The 18,474-nt window shown below is 59.3% G+C and carries 11 protein-coding genes; 6 read left to right on the top strand and 5 right to left on the bottom strand.

What is annotated here, in order from left to right:
• Window positions 1–83: 83 nt before the first annotated feature.
• Entirely contained in the window at window positions 84–713 is a 630-nt protein-coding gene (locus tag LOC68_RS22210) for a hypothetical protein (RefSeq protein ID WP_230222806.1), read from the top strand.
• A 10-nt stretch (window positions 714–723) separates the two neighbouring features.
• Here LOC68_RS22210 and LOC68_RS22205 read toward each other — a convergent pair whose 3' ends face one another.
• The 3 genes from LOC68_RS22205 to LOC68_RS22195 form a co-directional block, all read right to left on the bottom strand.
• Window positions 724–2,427 carry a hypothetical protein gene (locus LOC68_RS22205; RefSeq protein ID WP_230222804.1) on the bottom strand — a complete coding sequence of 568 codons (1,704 nt, stop codon included), beginning with the start codon at window positions 2,425–2,427 and terminating at the stop codon, window positions 724–726.
• 94 nt (window positions 2,428–2,521) lie between these two features.
• A complete protein-coding gene (locus LOC68_RS22200; RefSeq protein WP_230222802.1) occupies window positions 2,522–3,958 on the bottom strand; it encodes a magnesium chelatase in 1,437 nt (478 codons plus the stop codon).
• Between the two features lie 352 nt (window positions 3,959–4,310).
• Window positions 4,311–5,699: an HD domain-containing protein gene (locus LOC68_RS22195; RefSeq protein ID WP_230222800.1), complete on the bottom strand. Its 1,389-nt coding sequence runs from the start codon at window positions 5,697–5,699 to the stop codon at window positions 4,311–4,313.
• A 277-nt stretch (window positions 5,700–5,976) separates the two neighbouring features.
• Here LOC68_RS22195 and LOC68_RS22190 point away from each other — a divergent pair, with 277 nt between their 5' ends.
• The 5 genes from LOC68_RS22190 (at window position 5,977) to asnB (ending at window position 16,574) form a co-directional block, all read left to right on the top strand.
• Complete coding sequence (locus tag LOC68_RS22190; RefSeq protein ID WP_230222798.1) at window positions 5,977–7,920, top strand: hypothetical protein; 1,944 nt, start codon at window positions 5,977–5,979, stop codon at window positions 7,918–7,920.
• Between the two features lie 376 nt (window positions 7,921–8,296).
• A complete protein-coding gene (locus LOC68_RS22185) occupies window positions 8,297–9,691 on the top strand; it encodes a c-type cytochrome domain-containing protein (protein ID WP_230222796.1) in 1,395 nt (464 codons plus the stop codon).
• Between the two features lie 50 nt (window positions 9,692–9,741).
• Window positions 9,742–13,038 carry a DUF1549 and DUF1553 domain-containing protein gene (locus LOC68_RS22180; protein ID WP_230222795.1) on the top strand — a complete coding sequence of 1,099 codons (3,297 nt, stop codon included), beginning with the start codon at window positions 9,742–9,744 and terminating at the stop codon, window positions 13,036–13,038.
• 37 nt (window positions 13,039–13,075) lie between these two features.
• Entirely contained in the window at window positions 13,076–14,371 is a 1,296-nt protein-coding gene (locus LOC68_RS22175) for an outer membrane protein assembly factor BamB family protein (RefSeq protein ID WP_230222793.1), read from the top strand.
• 286 nt (window positions 14,372–14,657) lie between these two features.
• On the top strand, window positions 14,658–16,574 hold the full coding sequence (gene asnB, locus LOC68_RS22170) for an asparagine synthase (glutamine-hydrolyzing) (RefSeq protein WP_230222791.1): 1,917 nt from the start codon (window positions 14,658–14,660) through the stop codon (window positions 16,572–16,574).
• A gap of 181 nt (window positions 16,575–16,755) precedes the next feature.
• Here the strand turns inward: asnB and LOC68_RS22165 are convergent, their stop codons facing one another.
• Both LOC68_RS22165 and LOC68_RS22160 read right to left on the bottom strand, forming a co-directional pair.
• Complete coding sequence (locus LOC68_RS22165; RefSeq protein ID WP_230222789.1) at window positions 16,756–17,613, bottom strand: ABC transporter permease; 858 nt, start codon at window positions 17,611–17,613, stop codon at window positions 16,756–16,758.
• A 1-nt stretch (window position 17,614) separates the two neighbouring features.
• Window positions 17,615–18,472: an ABC transporter permease gene (locus tag LOC68_RS22160; RefSeq protein ID WP_230222787.1), complete on the bottom strand. Its 858-nt coding sequence runs from the start codon at window positions 18,470–18,472 to the stop codon at window positions 17,615–17,617.
• Between the last annotated feature and the right edge of the window lie 2 nt (window positions 18,473–18,474).

The following is an 18,474-nucleotide window of genomic DNA, read 5'->3' as shown; positions in this document are numbered from 1 at the left end:
GTTGAGATTTGCGTCAAACTTTTGGGGCGTCCGACTTGAGCGAGAGTCGGACGCCCCTTTTCTTTTCATGGAGCCAGAACGACGTGCCTGATTTGCCCGCAGCGATGAACCAGTTGGCCGAAATCGCCCGATCTCCTCAAGCGACAATGGATCTGATCGACGCGGCGGTCAAAGGGGTCGAGGATGCAATCCCTGGGTCGAGCGTCGAGCAGTTGAATGAGTCGCTCACGCTGGCGCAAGAAGTCTTGGCGGACGCACGCGTCCATCGTTTAGTCACGAATCGCTTTACGAAGCTGTCGCAATTGCTGGTCGAAGCCGGAGGGGATCCGCTGCTGACAGGTTGGACGCTGCTCCTGCTGCTTGGCGAATCGCTGACCGGCTCGATCACGTATTGCCGCGCCGTCATGGCCGATGCGATCGGCTCAGGCCGGGTAACTCCGGTCGAAGGGGAGCCGATCGTCATGACCAACGAGTTGGCTGAACTCTATCTCCAAGCGATGATGCAGCATGATCCTTACACTGCATGGCTGTTCTACAACTATCCCGCGTACAGCATCGCCGCTACCGCCCACATTACCCGCGCGCCGGCACTACGTACGCAGCACCCTGACAACACGCAACTGCTGCTCGACGCGTCGAAGAAGCTGGATCAAATCTTTGGCGGGCCGGAGAGCTATTTGACTTTGGCGCTGGAGGGGAAGGAAACGGATTAGCTTGCTTGCGTTAGCCGATGATCTCGCGTTTGTGCTGGACATAGTCCCAGATCACGTAGCGGTCGAGATCGCGCCCCGCGGTAAAGAAGACTCTTCCTTTGCTGCTTTGGGCTAAGCGATAGGCGAAGCGAACATCTTCTTCGGTTTGCGACCAGCTGGGGATCAGGAAGATGTTGATCGTGATTCCTTCGCGTGCGCACAGGGCGCCTTCACGCAGCGTCGCCGCTTCGGTCGATGGGTCTGGCGGATAAAGCAAAAAGAGCTGCGAGCCTTCAAAGTGGGCCGTCGGCAAACCGTCGGTGATCAAAATGATCTGGCGGTTCGGCGTGTCCTGGTTGGCCAGGAAGAGCCGCGACTGCTGCAGCGCGTGCTGGATGTTGGTGAAGTGGGGCGGAATTCGGAATTCGCTGGCGCTGGGGTCGCTCATGTCGGCCCGCAGGCGAACGACCGGATCGTGCAGCGTCACCGGTTTCGGCAACAGGCCGATCACATCGCCGGGCTTCACCGGTTTGGCGAACGAGTACATCTCCAGCATCTGCAGATAGTCGCCGGGATATTCGCTACGGATCAAACCTTGCAGCGCGAGCGCCATCCGCTTGACGTTGACGTACTGCCCTTCGTATCGCATCGAACCGCTCATATCCATGATGACGGTCGTCGCACACTTCGGGCTGTTGCGCGTCTTGTGGATTTCGATATCTTCCGGTTTGAGCCGGAGCGGCAACTCTCCTTCCTGACGCAGGATGGCGTTGATCATCGACTGCGGGATATCCATCTGCGTGATCGAATCGCCAAACTCGTACGGCTTCGTCTGCTGCAGTTCGACGGCGCCTTCGCCGAGAATCGGTCCTTGATGACGACCGGTCCGAGCCGCTTGCAGATTCGAGAAGATCTTCTCGAGCAGCTTTCCTTGGAAGATGCGATACGCCTGGGGAGTGATTTGGAAGGCGCCCTTGTTGCCGGTCAGCCCTTGCTGCTCCGCCATGTTGCGGACGTATTCTTCCAGCTGACGTTGCAGTTCCATTAACTGCTCCATCTGCCCCGGCTCGGCGAACTGCGACAGTTCCGACATGTCGATCACGCCGATCTGCGCGGTCTCCTTCGCCTCGTCGAGTTGCTTCAGCAGCTCGTCGATTCGCTCTAGCTCTTCCTTGATGGCGATCGCTTCGGGGATCGTCATTGAAGTCCGCCCGGTGAAGTCCCACTTTGCAGCGAGTTCGTCAACTTCGTACTTTTCGCCGAGCCGTTCGATCAAGTGAACCAATTCGCCGGCCAGCGGCGAGCGGGCGTCATCGGCCAGATACCACAACCGTTCCAGCGAGTAGATCTGCTCTTGATCGACCGCAGCTCGGGCGGCGTCTCCCAGCTTTCCTTTCGGATAGTCGATCTGCTTGGCGGTTTTGTAGTAGTTCTTGCGGGCCTTCTTTTGGACGCTGTCGGTTTCGTACGTCTCCAGGATTTTCCGCTTCCGCTCCTGGAGCATTTTGATCAGCGCTTCGAGGCTCGGACCGAGACCGGCGATCTGACTCGGATCGAGCTTGATCGCGCGGGCCAACTCTTCCGGCGTCAGCTCGCGCATCTCGCCGTACATCAGCATATGCTCCATCGCCGGCGAGACGAGGTCCGGGGGCTCCTGCGTCGGGCTGGGGAACCGCTGCGGATCGTACTTTTGATACGTGTGGATGACGCCGCCGGGACGGTAAGGTTGTTTCACGCTAGCCCCTATTCGTTTCGCGCGGGGAAGACATGCTCATCCGGCGAAGACGCCGCAAGAGCATGGCACCAGTCAATTTCAACGCAAGTCACTACTATTCGAACTCGTACTCGATCCGACCATGCTGCTGCGAGCGGGATATGCGATCCATCGCGTGCAAGCCGGCCAACACGAACTCGACGCAGGAGGCCCGCATCGCTTCGTTTTCGGAGGCGTTCAGCTCAAACGCTTTGTCCCAGATCGGCGGCACATGTTTCAGCCGTTCGGCATATTGGCTCGACGGGAGCAAATCCCCCACTTCGATCTTCACACCGCGGCTGAAGATGTCGCCGATCGCTTCCAGCCCGTGCTGTTCGACATACTCACTGAAGACGATGCGGACCGCTTCGGCGATCAAAGCGTCGAGAACCTGGCGTTCCGACATCTGATGGCTCCCCATCATGTCGAGCTCGAGCTTGCCGAGCGACGACGAGTAGAGATGCCCCAGGTCCGACAGTCGCACGACCGACGGCTTTTCGCCCAGGATCACGCCGCGATGTCGCGCACTGGCGACTGCGGTTCGATAGTTGGCGATGCTGAAGCGTGCGCTGACGCCGGACTGGTGATCGATGTACTTGCTCTTACGACCGCAGACGGTGATCTGCTCCAAGATCTCGCGAATGAAATACGGAACGACGACCGGAAAGTCGCCGCCGAGATCGACCGCCGCTTCCTGCTCCATGATCTGAATGCCAAGATCACGCTCGCGCGGGTAGTGCGTGTGCACGACGGTACCAATGCGATCCTTCAGCTGCGGAATGACTTTGCCGCTTCGGTTGTAGGTCGCCGGGTTCGCCGAGAAGAGCAACAGCAAGTCGATGTCGAACTGCACGGGATAGCCGCGGATCTGCACGTCGCGTTCTTCCAGCATGTTGAAGAGACCGACTTGCACCAGCTCGTCCAGTTCCGGCAATTCGTTCATCGCGAAGATGCCGCGATGCATGCGGGGGATCAAACCAAAGTGAAGCGCGTCTTCGGTCGACATGCTTACGCCGCCGACCAACTTGGCCGGATCGATTTCGCCGATGACGTCGGCGAACTTGGTCCCCGGCGCGAGCCGTTCGACATAGCGATCGTCCCGCTTCCACCAGCCGATCGGGACCTGGTTTTCGTCATGGGTCGCCAGGTAGGTTTTGGCGACGCTCGAGATCGGATGAAACGGATCTTCGTGGACCGGGCAGCCGGGGATGTCGAGATACGGAACCTCTTCGTCCAGAAACCGCGAGATCATCCGCATGATGCGGCTTTTCGCTTGCCCCTTTTCGCCCAGGAACAGCATGTCGTGCCCGGCCAACAGGGCCAGGTTGATCTCCGGGATCACGGTATCGTCATAACCGACGATGCCCGGAAAGAGGGGCTCTCCCGCCGAGAGCATCCGCACAAAGTTGTCGCGAATTTCGTCTTTTACGCTTTTCGATTTCCAGCCGCTGTCGCGAAGCTCGCGCAGCGTGTGCGGTCGATGGGTCCGCTCTGCGGACGATTCAGACGCCATGAGATTCCTGTCGCAAAGATTCGTAAGTGGTCGCGTCGCAGGGCATTATAGCGCGCTCCGACAAATCGCCAACTGACCGGAAACTGGAACACGGAGGCCACGGTGAAGAACCACGGAAAGACACGGCAAGAGAAAGTCTCTGTGGTCGGTTGGGTGCAGCGAAGCGAAACCCAACATTGCGACTGCAAGCCAAAAGGCGGGCCAGGAAAGCGAACAACTCCACGTTGCTGTGGCATTTCGACTTCCGTTTATTCCAGCCGCCCTACATCTTCGATTTGCCGTGAAATACCGTGATTTATCCGTGGCCTCCGTGTTCCATTCTTCAAGAAGTAGGGGAAACCAGGAACCAGGTTCACATGTTGGTCAGATCGTCGATCCGATGTCCCCCGAACAGTGCGTCCAATGCGGACGATAGCTGCCGCGCGTGGTCGGTATTTTCCGCGTAGATCCGGCAAATCTTGCGGCTGATCGGCAGGCTGCGAAAAATCTGATCGCTGGTCAGCGGACGCACTTCGTTGTGTGCGGCATCGTACAAATAATTCTGCTGCGATCCGGCCGTTTCGTGCCGGAAGATATACCGGCTGACCGCCACCTTCAGCGGCAACTCTTTCAGCTCGGCCGGCAGTCCATCGCGGATCGCGACTTCGGCCATGCGGTCCGAGCGCAAAATGTTCGACTGTTCGGCGGTCGCATCATTGAAGCTGATCGAGCGTTCGCAGACGAACTTCCAGTGGATATCCCGCTCCAACAAGCGATCCCACCGCTGGCCCAGTGCCCGCAGTTGCGGATCTTCGCTTTGGCTCCAGCGAGCGACGTCGACCAGCAGCGAAAACTCGGTCAGCTGCCGATAACGCTCGAGATCGTGCGAGGGATCGCCGGGGAAGAAATGATCGCGGCTATCGCGGAACAAGTCTTCCAACCCTTTGTCGATCGCGATCACTTCGCGATGAAAATAGACATTGTGAAAGAGATCGGCGCGAGCATTCATGAAGCGATTCAGCGCTCCCATGCCGCGCGGATGAATCGTCAGCCCTTTCGGCGTGAAAAAGCTGTAATGAAGCAAGCGATCGAGATCGTACGAACGGCTGCTGTAGCCGGTCATGTAGGCGTCGCGGAGGACGAAGTCCATGTTGTCGATCGTGTAGATGCCGCTCAGCAAGCTGCGCAAGTGAATAAGCCACTGCGGCCAGGCGGACTGCTCTTCCTCACGCGGACGTTGAATCAGCCAGGCGATCTCGCTCGGATTGAGCTGTTCGTCTGGTTCCAGGGCGCTATTGGGGTTTCGGCGGAGCTGAGAGAGCATCCCCGCAAGTTTTTCTTCAATAATCTGGGCGCCTAGTTTCTCGTGCGTCAGACCATATTGCGACAGAAAATGACTGTCAAAGAAATGGCCGAACGGACCATGGCCGACGTCGTGCAGGAGCCCCGCCATGCGTAACAGCGTTTCGACATATCCGCGGCTCGGCACGTCCGGGCACGACTCTTTCAAGCTCGGATACAACTGCTCGATCGCCCGGCTCGCGAGGTGCATTACCCCCAAAATGTGCTGAAAGCGGGTATGTTCCGCCGTTGGGTAGACCCACCAGGCAGTTTGCAGCTGATGAATCTGCCGCATCCGCTGCACCCAGGGAGAGTCAATAATCTGACGCTCGGTCACTTCCCCAGGCTCGCCATCAACGACGAAGGGGATATAGCCGTGGATCGGGTCGCTACAGAGGCTTTCGCTAGAATATGGATTCATCCGGCCGATTATGAAACTTGTCCCCGGTAGCGTCCACCGGGTTTGCCCTGACCAGTCAGGTTGCATAAACTGCGCAGGCGCTTCAGAATCATGGATCCGGAAAATCCGGCACAATTTGACCGGTTTGTGATAGCAGACCAACCGGCAAGCGTTTCCTGACCACACATTGTTTTTATTTGCGATCGCCGCTGCCGATATAGGAAGAGTGCGCGACAGGCGAATGCCGGCACACTCTCTCGATCAGGCAGATAGAAAGTAAGGCGGAGGAAGAAAAGAAGTGAAATTTCGCATGCCACCGAGTCTCCGTTTGGCAATCTGCGCAATTTGCGTTGCCGCTTCCACCTCCCTGGCCTTAGCGGTCCCTCCGGCTGTGGACCTGCTGCCCGACACGACGAAGGGTTTCGTCTCCCTTCCCGATTTCGACGAGCTGAGCGCTCACTTTGACAAGACCCAATTGGGGGAATTGGCTCAGCACGAAAACATGAAGCCGTTCACCGACGACCTGCTGGAGCAGTTCAAGGAGCGGCTTTCGGATGGCGGCGTAAAGCTGGGGATCAAGGTCGACGACCTGAAGGGAGTCTACGCCGGCGAAATCGCCTTCGCGCTGCTCCAACCGGGCAAAGACGAAGACTACCCGAAGATGGATAACCCGACCCACGCGATGATGCTGATCGTCGACGTGACCGGCAAGCAAAAAGAAGCGAACGCGCTGCTCGCCAAGATCGACAAGAATCAAGTCGAGCAAGGCGCCGTGAAGTCGAGCGTCACCATCGGCGGCGCCCCCGGCGTCAAATACGTCTTCCCGAAAAAGAAAGGGGAAGTCGAAGCGCGAATCGCTTATTACCTGATCAACCAAGACCAGCTCCTCGCCGGCGATAACCTGGACGTGATGACCGCCGTCGTGAAAGCCCAAGCGGCTGGCAAAGCGGCCACTCCCCTCTCCGGTTTGAAGGCTTACATGGAAGTGCAAGCCCGCGTCGACAAAGCGGCGGCTGGCCTGGCGCCCGATATCCGCTGGTTCGTCGAACCGTTCGGCCTGGTCGAAGTGATGCGGGCCCAATCGGGCGGTCGCAAGAAGCGCGGCAAGGACCTGCTGAAGCTGCTCCAAGGGGAAGGCTTTGAAGCGATCCAAGGTGGCGGCGGCGTCGTCAACTTCAACGTTGGCCCGAACAACGAATTCGACATTCTGCACCGCTCGTTCGCTTACGCTCCCAACGATCCCAGCGCCGCTCCCGGCGACCGCTTCGTCCGCGGCGCCCGCGTGATGGACTTCCCCAACGGCGCGATGATCGCTCCGCCGGCATGGGTTCCGGATGGAGTGGCGACCTATTTCGCCTTCCGTTTCGACATGCAGGACGCCTTCAAGTACGTGAAGACGATCGTCAACGCCTACGCCGACGACGAGATCTTCGACGAAGTGATGGAAAGCCTGAAGGAAGATAACCTCGGTCCGCAGGTCGACATTCCGCAAGACATCGTGCCGTATCTCGGCGACGAAGTGATTCTGATTTCCGACTGCGCCATTCCGGTCACCACCGAAAGCGAACGCCGCTTGATGGCGGTCGAACTGACCGACGTCGCCAAGGTGAAAGCGGCGGTCTGGAAGATCCTGAAGAACGAACCGAACGCCGAACCGCTCGAACTGAAAGACGCCGACGGCAACCAGATCGAAGGCTGGAAGCTGGAGGAAGTCGAAGAAGAACTGCCGACCCTGACGATTGTCGGCCCGACGATGCCGACCGCCCTGGTAATGGCGACCGCCAAGGAAGAAGAAGAGCAACCGAAAATGCCGAACATGGCGATCACCATCCATGACAAATGGTTGTTGGTTTCGTCGCATGTCGGCTTGCTGGAAAAGACGTTGCTGAGCAAATCCGATCTCGCCGGAGCGACCGATTTCGTTCGCGTCCAAAAAGCGCTCGCTTCGCTTGGCTTGGACCAGGACAGCTTCTATCAGTTCGGCCGGACCGACGAATCGTTCCGCGTCACCCACGAAATGCTTCGCACCAATCAAATGCCGCAGTCGAAGTCGCTGCTGGGCGAAGCGATCAATCGCATCTGGGCGATCGGTCACGAAGATGAAAAGCATCGCATGCAAGAGCTCGACGCGTCGAAGTTGCCGCCGTTCGAGCAAATGGCGCCCTACCTTGGCCCGGCCGGGTTCTTCGTCACCACCGAGCCCGATGGTTGGATGGAAACCGGCGTGACGCTGCGAAAGTAGTCGTCGAATCAACGACAACGGGTTAGCCCAGATAGCTCCCGCTATCTGGGCCGACGAAGTCGGCAGGAAGCATCTAGCCGCGCACCGCCCCACGGCGGTCGAGTCCATTCTGAAGTGGTCTACCCCCATTTATTTCCCAGCCGAGCTTTGATGCTTCTAGCGGCTGCGCCGCCCCGATAGCGAGAGCTATCGCGGCTAACCTCTTGTTACGCCCCATTATTCCGCCGGGGGGGTAGGAAATTCTTGCAATCTCGCCAACTTTTCGGTTAGCATTAATCTCACGTCATCCCGCGCCGCAAATCCCCAGCGGCCCCCTTCCCTTCCCTACTCCCCAATCCTGCTCACAAGCCGGCGCTTTCGAAAAGGATCCGTTGCGATGCCGTCGAAGCTGTTCGTATTTGCGTTGCTCCTATTCAGCTCCGCTCCACTCTTTGCAGAAGAAGAGCGCACGGTCAGCTACTATCGTGACGTTCGTCCCATCTTGCAGGCCAATTGCCAAGGCTGCCATCAACCGGCCAAGCAAGGAGGCGAGTACGTCATGACCGACTTCGCCAAGCTGATCGCCGGCGGCGAAAGCGGCGAAGCGGCGATTGTGCCCGGCAAGCCGGACGAAAGCTCGCTGGTCGCGCAGACCACGCCGACCGATGGCAAGGCCGACATGCCGAAAGGGAAGCCGCCGCTGAGCGAAGCCGATCGCCAGACGCTGAGCCTCTGGATCTCGCAAGGCGCCAAAGACGATACACCGGAGTCGGCTCGCCCGATCTTCGATCAAGATCATCCGCCGATCTATTCGATGCCGCCGGTCCTCACGTCGATCGAATACTCGCCTGACGGCGGCTTGCTCGCCGTATCGGGTTACCACGAAGTGCTGCTGCAACATGCGGACGGCAGCGGGATCGCCAAACGTTTGGTCGGGATGTCGGAGCGAATCGAATCGGCCCGCTTCTCTCCCAACGGCGAAAAGTTGGTCGTCGCCGGCGGTTCGCCGGGACGTTTGGGCGAACTGCAAATGTGGGACGTGAAGAGCGGCGAACTGTCGTTCTCGATTCCCGTTTCGTACGACACGATTTACGGCGGCAGTTGGTCCCCGGACGGTAAGCAAGTTGCGGTCGGCTGCGGCGACAACACGGTCCGCGTCTTCAGCGCCGAGACCGGCGAACAACAACTCTTCAACGGCGCCCATGAAGACTGGGCTCTCGATACGACCTTCTCCAAAGATGGCTCGCACTTGGTCTCGGTCAGCCGCGATATGACGATGAAGCTGTACGAGGTGAAGACCGAACGCTTTATCGACAACATTACCAGCATCACGCCGGGGGCGCTCAAAGGAGGGATCGTGTCGGTGATGCGTCATCCGACCGAAGATCAACTGCTGATCGGCGGCGCCGACGGGGCGCCGAAGATCTACAAGATGTTCCGCGAAAAAGATCGCAAGATCGGCGACGACTTCAACCTGATCCGCGCGTTCCCGGCGTTGCCGGGCCGCGTGTACGACGTCGCCTTTTCGCCCGACGCCAAGTTGGTCGCCGCTGGCAGCAGCAAGGACCAGACCGGCGAGATTCACCTCTTCGACGCGGCCGACGGCAAACTGCTGCGGCAGATGGAGGGGCAGCATGGCCCGGTCTATTCGATCGCGTTCAGTCCTGACGGCAAAGAGTTGGCGTCGGTCGGATTTGACGGCGTCATTCGTATCAACAAGGTCGAAGACGGCTCGCTGGTGCGAGAGTTCTCGGCAGTCCCGCTGACGGGTCAAACGGTCTCCACGAACTAAACCTTCCTTCCGCTCAGCGGCGCACATCCATTCGGCAAGGAAACGCTTTTATGAAATCGCACGTCATCTACAGCACGTTGTCGCTGCTGGCCATGTTTGCGGCCGCCGCTGCTGCTGAGAACACGATTCCCGCCGGCAAGCAATTGGTGAAAGTCGAAGCGTGGCCCGAGCGGATCGAACTCGATTCGCCGTTCGCCTACGCCCAGGTGCTGGTCACCGGCACGCTCGACTCGGGCGAGATCGTCGACCTGACCCGCGTCGCCCAGCGCCAGGATCAGTCGACTCAATTCCAGATTTCGCCGACCGGGCTCGTTTCTCCCGCCGCCGATGGCGAGACTCAGCTAGTCCTAAAATACGGCGATCAGAGCGTCAACATCCCGGTCGTCGTGCGCAATCAGGAAGCGGAAGTCCACGCTGACTATGTCCGCGACGTGAACCCGGCGATGTCGAAGATGGGGTGCAACCAAGGAACGTGTCACGGGGCGAAGGACGGCAAGAACGGCTTCAAGCTTTCGCTCCGTGGTTACGATCCGATCTACGATCACCGGGCGCTGGTCGACGATATCGCCGGCCGCCGATTCAATCGGGCGGCGCCCGATCAAAGCTTGATGCTGCTGAAGACGAGCGGCGCCATTCCGCATGTCGGCGGGCAACTGACCAAGCCGGGAGATCGCCGCTACGAGATCTTGCGCAACTGGATCGCCGGCGGCGTGAAACTGAATCTTGAATCGCCCAAGGTGACTTCAATCGAGATCCTGCCGAAGAACCCGGTGATTCCGCTGCCGAAGATGAAGCAGCAGTTTGTGATTCTCGCCACGTATGCCGACGGCACGGTCAAAGACGTTACCGCCGACGCGTTTATCGAAAGCGGCAATATCGAAGTGGCGGTCGCCGACGCTTACGGCGTGTTGTCGCTGATGCGTCGCGGCGAAGCGGCGGTGCTCGCGCGGTTCGACGGCGCCTATGCGGCGACCACCGTCACCGTGATGGGTGATCGTACCGGCTTCGAGTGGAACAATCCGCCGACCGAAAGCTACGTCGACGAGCTGGTCTACGACAAGCTGCAGCGCGTCAAAGTGCTGCCGAGCCCGATCTGCAGCGATGAAGAGTTTATCCGCCGCGTTTCGCTCGACCTGACCGGGTTGCCCCCGACCGCCGAAGAGGTGAAAGCCTTCCTCGCCGATCAGGCGCCGACCCAAGCGAAGCGAGAAGCCTTGGTCGATCGGCTGATCGGCAGCGCTCCGTTTATCGAATACTGGACCAACAAATGGGCCGATCTGCTGCAGGTGAACGAAAAGTTCCTCGGCGAGCCGGGCGTCCATGCGTTCCGCGACTGGATCAAAGAATCGATCGCCGAGAACAAGCCGTACGATCAGTTCGTCCATGAGATCCTGACCGCCTCCGGTTCCAACATCGACAACCCGCCGAGCTCCTACTACAAGATCCTCCGCGATCCGGAAGGCGCCATGGAAAACACGACGCAGCTTTTCCTGGCGGTTCGCTTCAACTGCAACAAGTGCCACGACCATCCGTTTGAGCGTTGGACGCAGAGCCAGTACTATCACCTCTCCGCCTTCTTCGCCCAAGTCGGTCGCAAAGAAGATAAGCATTTCGCCGGTCAAAAGATCGGCGGCACCGCGGTCGAAGGCGCCACGCCGCTGGCCGAAGTGATCTACGACACCGGATCGGGTGAAGTGAAGCATCTGCTGACCGGGAGCGTCGCGCCGCCGGAGTTCCCCTATCAGAATGACCTGGCGGTCGAGGCTGACTCACGCCGCGAAAAGCTGGCCGACTGGATGACCTCGCCGGAGAACCAGTATTTCGCCAAGAGCTACGTCAATCGACTGTGGGGCTATCTGTTCGGCGTCGGCATCATTGAGCCGATCGACGACATCCGCGCCGGCAACCCGGCCGTCAATCCGCAGTTGCTCGATCGTTTGACGCAAGAGTTCATCGACACCGACTTCGACATGCACGCGATCCTCCGTCGCATCTGCACGTCGCGGGTCTATCAACATTCGGTCGACACGAATCGCTGGAACGAAGATGACGCGATCAACTATTCGCACGCGTTGCCGCGTCGCTTGCCGGCCGAAGTGCTATACGACGCAATTCATGAAGCGACCGGCAGCACGCCGAAGCTTCCTGGCGTTCCGGCCGGCTTCCGGGCGACGCAGCTGACCGACGTCTCGGCCCGCATTCCGTTCCTCGACGACTTCGGTCGTCCGCCGCGGGAAAGCGCTTGCGAATGCGAACGCTCTGGCGGCGTGATGCTTGGCCCGGTGATGAAGCTGATCAACGGTCCGACCATCGCCGACGCGATCGTCGATCCGAACAACGCCCTGACCAAGTTGACCCAGTCGACGCCTGACGACGGCCAGCTGGTCGAAGAGCTCTTCCTGCGGTTCTTCGCTCGCAAGCCGACCGCCGAAGAGCGAGAACTGGCGATCCGCACGTTGCACGAATCGATCGGCGACTACGAACAGGCCCAACAAGAGTTGGCCAAGTACGACGCCGAGCTGATGGCGAAAATGGCCGACTGGGAAGCCGGTTCAGCTCGCACGCCTGACTGGAAGCCGCTCACCGCGACCAGCATGAAGTCGACCGTCGGCGCCGAGTTCAAATCGCTTGACGATCAGTCGATCTTCGTCACCGGCCCGCTCGCCAAGGATGAATATGAACTCGTCTTTCCGACCGACCTGACCGGCATTACCGGCGTGCGGATCGAAGCGCTCGCCGATTCCAATCTGCCAGCCGGCGGACCGGGTCGCGCCCAGAACGGCAACTTCGTGCTGAACGAATTGAAGCTGACGGCGACGAGCAGCAAAGACGCCAATCAGTCGGCAGAAGTGCCGCTGACCGGCGGCGAGGCCACCTTCTCGCAGCAAGGCTGGGACGTCCGCGGCGCCGTGGACGGCAATCCTGGCAGCGGCTGGGCAGTTAGTCCGCGGTTCAACGAGACCCACGTGGCGATCTTCGAAACGGCCGACGACGCCGGCTTCGCCGACGGGACGAACTTGACCGCGCGGATGAGCTTCCAGTATACCGACGGCAATCACTTGCTCGGCAAGTTCCGCGTCTCGGTCACCACCAGCCCGCGGCCGCTCCATCTGAAGAGCAGCTTGCCGGAAGAGATTCAGCAAATCCTGGCGGTCGCCGCAGCCGAGCGAACCGAAGAGCAGACGAAAAAGCTGACCGAGTTTTATCGCTCGCGCGACGGTCGACTGAAACAACTGCAAGAGAAGGTCGCCAAGCTGGCCGAGCTCGAAAAGAATCAGCGTCTGACCGGCGTGCAAGACCTGGCCTGGGCATTGATCAACAGCCCCGCCTTTTTGTTCAATCGTTAAGTCGCGGCAGTTCAGTTCGCACGGAAGGATTCGACAGATGCGTACAACCTGGTTTTCGCTCGCCGTATGTCTGGCCGTTTGCTCCGTCGCGACGGCCGACGACTGGCCGCAGTGGCGCGGCGCCAATCGTGACGGCGTTTGGCGCGAAGATCGAATCCTCCGCAAGTTTCCCGCCGAGGGACCGGAAGTGGTTTGGCGAGCGCCGATCGGTTCCGGCTATAGCGGCCCGACCGTCGCCGCTGGCAAAGTCTATGTGACCGATCGCCTGGTCGAACCGAAGCAGATCGAGCGAATTCACTGCTTCGACGAGCGTACCGGCCAAAAGCTTTGGACGCATGAATATGACTGCCCCTACGTCGGCGTCGGCTATCAGGCCGGTCCGCGGGCCAGCGTCACCATCGATAACGGCAGCGCCTTTGCCCTCGGCACGATGGGAAATCTGTTTTGTCTCGACGCGGCGACAGGGCAGATCTTGTGGCAGCGCGATCTCAACGCCGACTACAAGATTCGGATGCCCGACTGGGGAATCGCCGCAGCGCCGCTTGTCTATCGCGATCGCGTCATCGTACAGATCGGCGGATCAGATGGCGCCTGCATTGTTGCGCTGAATACCAAGACCGGCGAAGAAGAATGGCGCGCCCTGAATGACCGGGCCGGCTATTCGGCGCCGATCCTGATCGATCAAGGGGGCAAGGACGTGGTCGTCTGCTGGACCGGAGATAGCGTCGCCGGGATCAGTCCGAAAAACGGGAACGTCTATTGGCGTTTCCCATGGGCGCCGAAGAACATGCCGATCGGGATTTCGACCCCAGTCGTGCAGGGAGACCGGTTGTTTCTGACGTCGTTCTACGACGGTTCGCTGATGCTCAAGCTGAACCAGAATCAGAATCAGCCGACCGTCGAAAAGCTGTGGCTACGGGTCGGGCCGAGCGAACGAGACACCGACGCGCTGCAGTCGATCATCAGCACGCCGGTTTTCACCAGCAACGCGATCTACGGCTGCGACAGCCATGGCGAACTCCGCTGTCTTGATCCCAACACCGGCGATCGCCTCTGGACCGACCTGACGGCGACGCCGCCCGGTCGCTGGAGCAACATCCACTTCGTTCGCAACGGCACGCTCTATTGGCTGTTCAACGAAAAGGGAGAGTTGATCATCGCCGAACTCTCGAAGCAGGGGTATCACGAAATCGACCGGGCTGCGATCATCGCGCCGACGACCGCCCAACTTTCCCGTCGCGGCGGGGTGACCTGGGCGCATCCCGCGTTCGCCGATCGGTCGGTTTTCGTCCGGAATGACCAGGAAATCGTCTGCGTCAGCCTCAAACGCTGATTTTCGCCTGTTTTTTCTGCAGCTAGTCGCCCCGCTGAGCCCGATTACAATCTTTGTAATTGCGCTTATCGGCGATTCGGAAAGAATAGAACACGGAAGCCACGGCGAAGAGCACGGAGCAACACGGTAGGAAAAAAGAGAGAATGGGTTTTGAGAACCGATCCTCTTTCTAACTGCAGAATCTTCTTTTCTTACCCTGTTTTTCCGTGGCCCATCCGTGGCCTCCGTGTTCTATTCTTAAAGATAAAACGGCACTTACCTGACTGACAGCAAGGCGGACTAGCGCGTGTGCGGCATTACCGGAGCGGCTTGGACCGATCCACAACTTGCGGTTTCGGCTGATGCGCTGCGGCGAATGACCGACAGCATTTCGCATCGCGGTCCGGACGACGCCGGCTATTATCAGCGCGATTTTCAGTCGCGCAGTCCCTATCCGCCGATCCCCGGCGTCGCCCTGGGACATCGCCGCTTGTCGATTATCGACTTGGCCGGCGGTCATCAGCCGTTGGCCAACGAAGACGAAACGGTCTGGACCGTCTTCAATGGCGAGATCTACAACTTCCACGCGTTGCGTTCGCGACTTGAAGGCGCCGGGCACACCTTCCGCACCCATAGCGACACCGAGACGATCGTCCATCTCTACGAAGACGAAGGGCCGGACTGCTTTCGCCACTTCAATGGGATGTTCGCCATCGCAATCTGGGATCAGCGTGAGCGGCGACTGGTTCTCGGCCGCGATCGACTTGGCCAGAAGCCGGTTTACTACTATCACCACGCCGGGCGAATCGTTTTCGGCAGCGAACTGAAAACGCTCCTCGCACTGCCCGACGTGCCGCGTGAAGTGGATCCTTCGGCGGTCGACGAGTACCTGACCTATCAATACGTTCCCCATCCGAACACGATCCTGAAAGGGATCAAGAAACTGGCGCCTGGCGAATTGGCGGTCTTCAGCGACGCCGGACTTCATGTCGAACGCTACTGGAAACCGGACTTCGCCCACGAAGATAAACGCCCTGCCCATCTGCAAGAGGCGGAACTGCGCGAACTGTTTGACGACGCCGTTCGTCTTCGCCTGCAAGCGGACGTGCCGCTCGGCGCGTTTCTCTCTGGCGGGATCGATTCGTCGCTGGTCGTCTCGTCAATGCAGAAGTTCAGCGATCGCCCGGTGAAGACCTTCTCGATCGGCTTTCCGCAGAAGGAATATGACGAGACGAGTTTCGCTCGGCAGGTCGCAACCCATCTGGGAACCGAGCACCATGAGTTTCAAGTCACGCCGAGCGCCCTTGAGATTTTGCCGAAGCTGATTTGGCACTACGACGAACCGATGGCCGACAGTTCGGCGATTCCAACCTGGTACGTCTCGCAGCAAACGCGGGCCGAAGTGACCGTGGCGCTCAGCGGCGACGGCGGCGATGAACTGTTCGCCGGGTATCGACGTTACCGGGCAGTCGGCCTGGGGGCGATGATCGATCGGCTTGGTCCGCTGAAACGCGTGCTGGGCGCCAAGGTGTGGCAGAAGCTGCCGTCGAGCGGGCGGCAAAAGTCTTGGCTGCGGCAAGGGAGACGGTTCTCGGAAGCCATCTCGATGTCGCCGCAGCGGCGGTATCTCGACTGGATCAGCATCTTCAACGAGTCGAGACGCGGGCAACTCTATAGCGATGAGTTCGTCGCTCAGCTGGGCGACAATGATCCGTTCGACTTCTTGAAAGCCGCCTGGCAACGGTGCGGCAAACGAGACGCAGTAACCTGCGCTTCGCTGGCCGACCTGGTGACCTACTTGCCGTGCGACTTGAACTGCAAGGTCGACATCGCGTCGATGGCGCACGCCTTAGAGGTGCGGCAGCCGTTTCTCGATTACCGGTTGGTCGAATATGCGGCGGCCTTGCCGATCAGCCGCAAATATAGTCGCGGCCGGGGAAAGCAAATCTTGCGCAAGGTCTTCGGCGATCGCTTGCCGAAGGAGATCTGGAACCGCCCCAAGATGGGCTTCGGCGTGCCGCTCGACTATTGGTTCCGGCACGAATTGAAAGAGCTCCTCACCGATTCGCTCCTCTCCGAGAAAGCGCTCAGCCGCGGGCTCTTCCGCGAAGAGACGGTTCGCGAGTTGCTTGATGAGCATATGAGCAACCAGTTCGACCATAGCGCCCGGCTTTGGGCGCTGTTGGTGCTGGAGCTCTGGCAACGGGAATGGATCGACGCCTAGCGCGAACCGCACACTAACCCGAGGTGCGAGCCGAGGGAATGCGGACGCTAGTAGATGTCAAACGTCGAAGCGCGAACGGCATCGATATTGACGACTCATCGCCCCACGCTTCTAAGCTCGATATCGCCTGGAGACCGCACTCCCTCGGCTCGCGCCTCGGGTTAGTGATTAGGGTCACGACCTACGACGACGCGCTGCGGTAGCTCAGCAGCGCCCGCTTAAAGACCCAGCGGGATCCCAGGATGCATCCGGCGGTCGCGATCACGGCGAAGATCGCCAGCTCGATATTCTCGACTGACGAAATGCCGACCGGCTTCGCCATGATCCGGGCCGGGACGTTGACCACCACCAGGATCGGAATCATGAACGTGAAGATGAACCGGAGCGTTCCCCCGATTCCCCCTTCGTAGATTTCCATCGGGTAGCGGGAAAAGCTGGTGATGTAGAACCAGAAGTCGTAAAGAGATTGGTTCCGGCCCAGCCAGATGCTGGTCGCAGCGAGCACAATCATCAAGCTATACAAAATGCCGACGCCGCACAGAATGAACATCGGATAGGCGATGATCATGTACGGGGTGATTACCAGTGGATTCTCCGGCCGCTGCGTCAGGTTCCAGAGCGAAACGCTGAGCAGGATGATGCCGAACAAAAAGTTCGACATCGACGGCCAGTTCACCTTCTGAAACGAAATCAGAAACTGGGTATCGATCGGCTTGAGCAACGCGAAGTCGAGTCGCCCGGTCCGAATCAGCTCGGAGAATTCCTGAGCGTTCGGCATGAAGAACGTCTGCATCAGGCTATTGATGAACAACGTCGTCGAGAGGAAGACGAAGAACTCGAACTTCCGCCAACCGGTGTTGTTGCCGATCTCAGTCGTGAAACTGAAGATCAGCAGGTAGAACCCCAGGTTCATCAGCACCCACGACATGCTCGACGCGCACTCGATGAAGAAGTTGCTGCGATAGCTAAGGTCGCGGATCAGACTGTTCCGGACGAACGTATAAAAAACTGAACCGTACGCGGCGCGTTCCGAAGACATCCTAACCTCCGTACCCGCTATATCGTTTGACGCCGTAGTAGAGCGACAACCGACACGTGACGTAAAAGAAGATCACCCAGGCCAACTGCACGACCAGGCCGATCACCAGTTCGGTCCCTTGAATCTTCCCCAGGAACACCGCCGCCGGAAAATAAGCGAGGTACATCAGCGGCAGTCCCCGCACAATCATTCCCCACGGCCCGCTGACGTTGTCGAGCATGTCGAGCGGAAACATGTGCCCGGAAAGGAAAAAGTTGAACAGCATGTAAACGAACAGCAGCGAGCTCACTTCCAAGAACCAGAAGCCGATCATGCCGATCGTCGCTTCCAGGAAGAACCCGAGTGCGAAGCTCATCAGCAGCGATGCGAAAAACGCCGCCAAGATATGCGGCGGCGGCCATCCGCTGAAGAAGTCGCGGCACAGCCAGAAGACCAGTGCGAACGGCGCGGCGGCGACGATGTAGTAAGTCAGCTTGTGAGCCAGCCGGTTCAAAAACATGAACGAAATCAAGTCGAGCGGTTGGATCAGGTACTTCTTGATCTCCCCCTCCCGAATCTGCAGCGCAATGCCCGAGGCCAGGCCCGGCATACTGCTGAAGGCGCGACTGATGGTCGAGAGCAAGTAGTAGGCGACGATGTTGTCGTACGTGTAGCCGGCGATCTTCGCCTGATCGCCATCGCCGCTCATGTGGGCGCGGATCGAACCGAAGACGGCGTACCACAGGAAGACCTGCGTCACGATCGGCAGAAATCGCATCAGCGTGCCGAGCATGAAGTCGCCGCGATAGACCAGCTTCTCGTGAAAATTGATTTTGAAGATCGCCCACCAGGTCGAAGCGCGGGCCGCCAATTCGCTCATGA

It is taken from the genome of Blastopirellula sediminis (assembly GCF_020966755.1).
GTDB lineage: Bacteria > Planctomycetota > Planctomycetia > Pirellulales > Pirellulaceae > Blastopirellula > Blastopirellula sediminis.
Note: the sequence above shows the minus strand (reverse complement) of the source record. Positions and strands in the feature narration are given on the sequence as shown.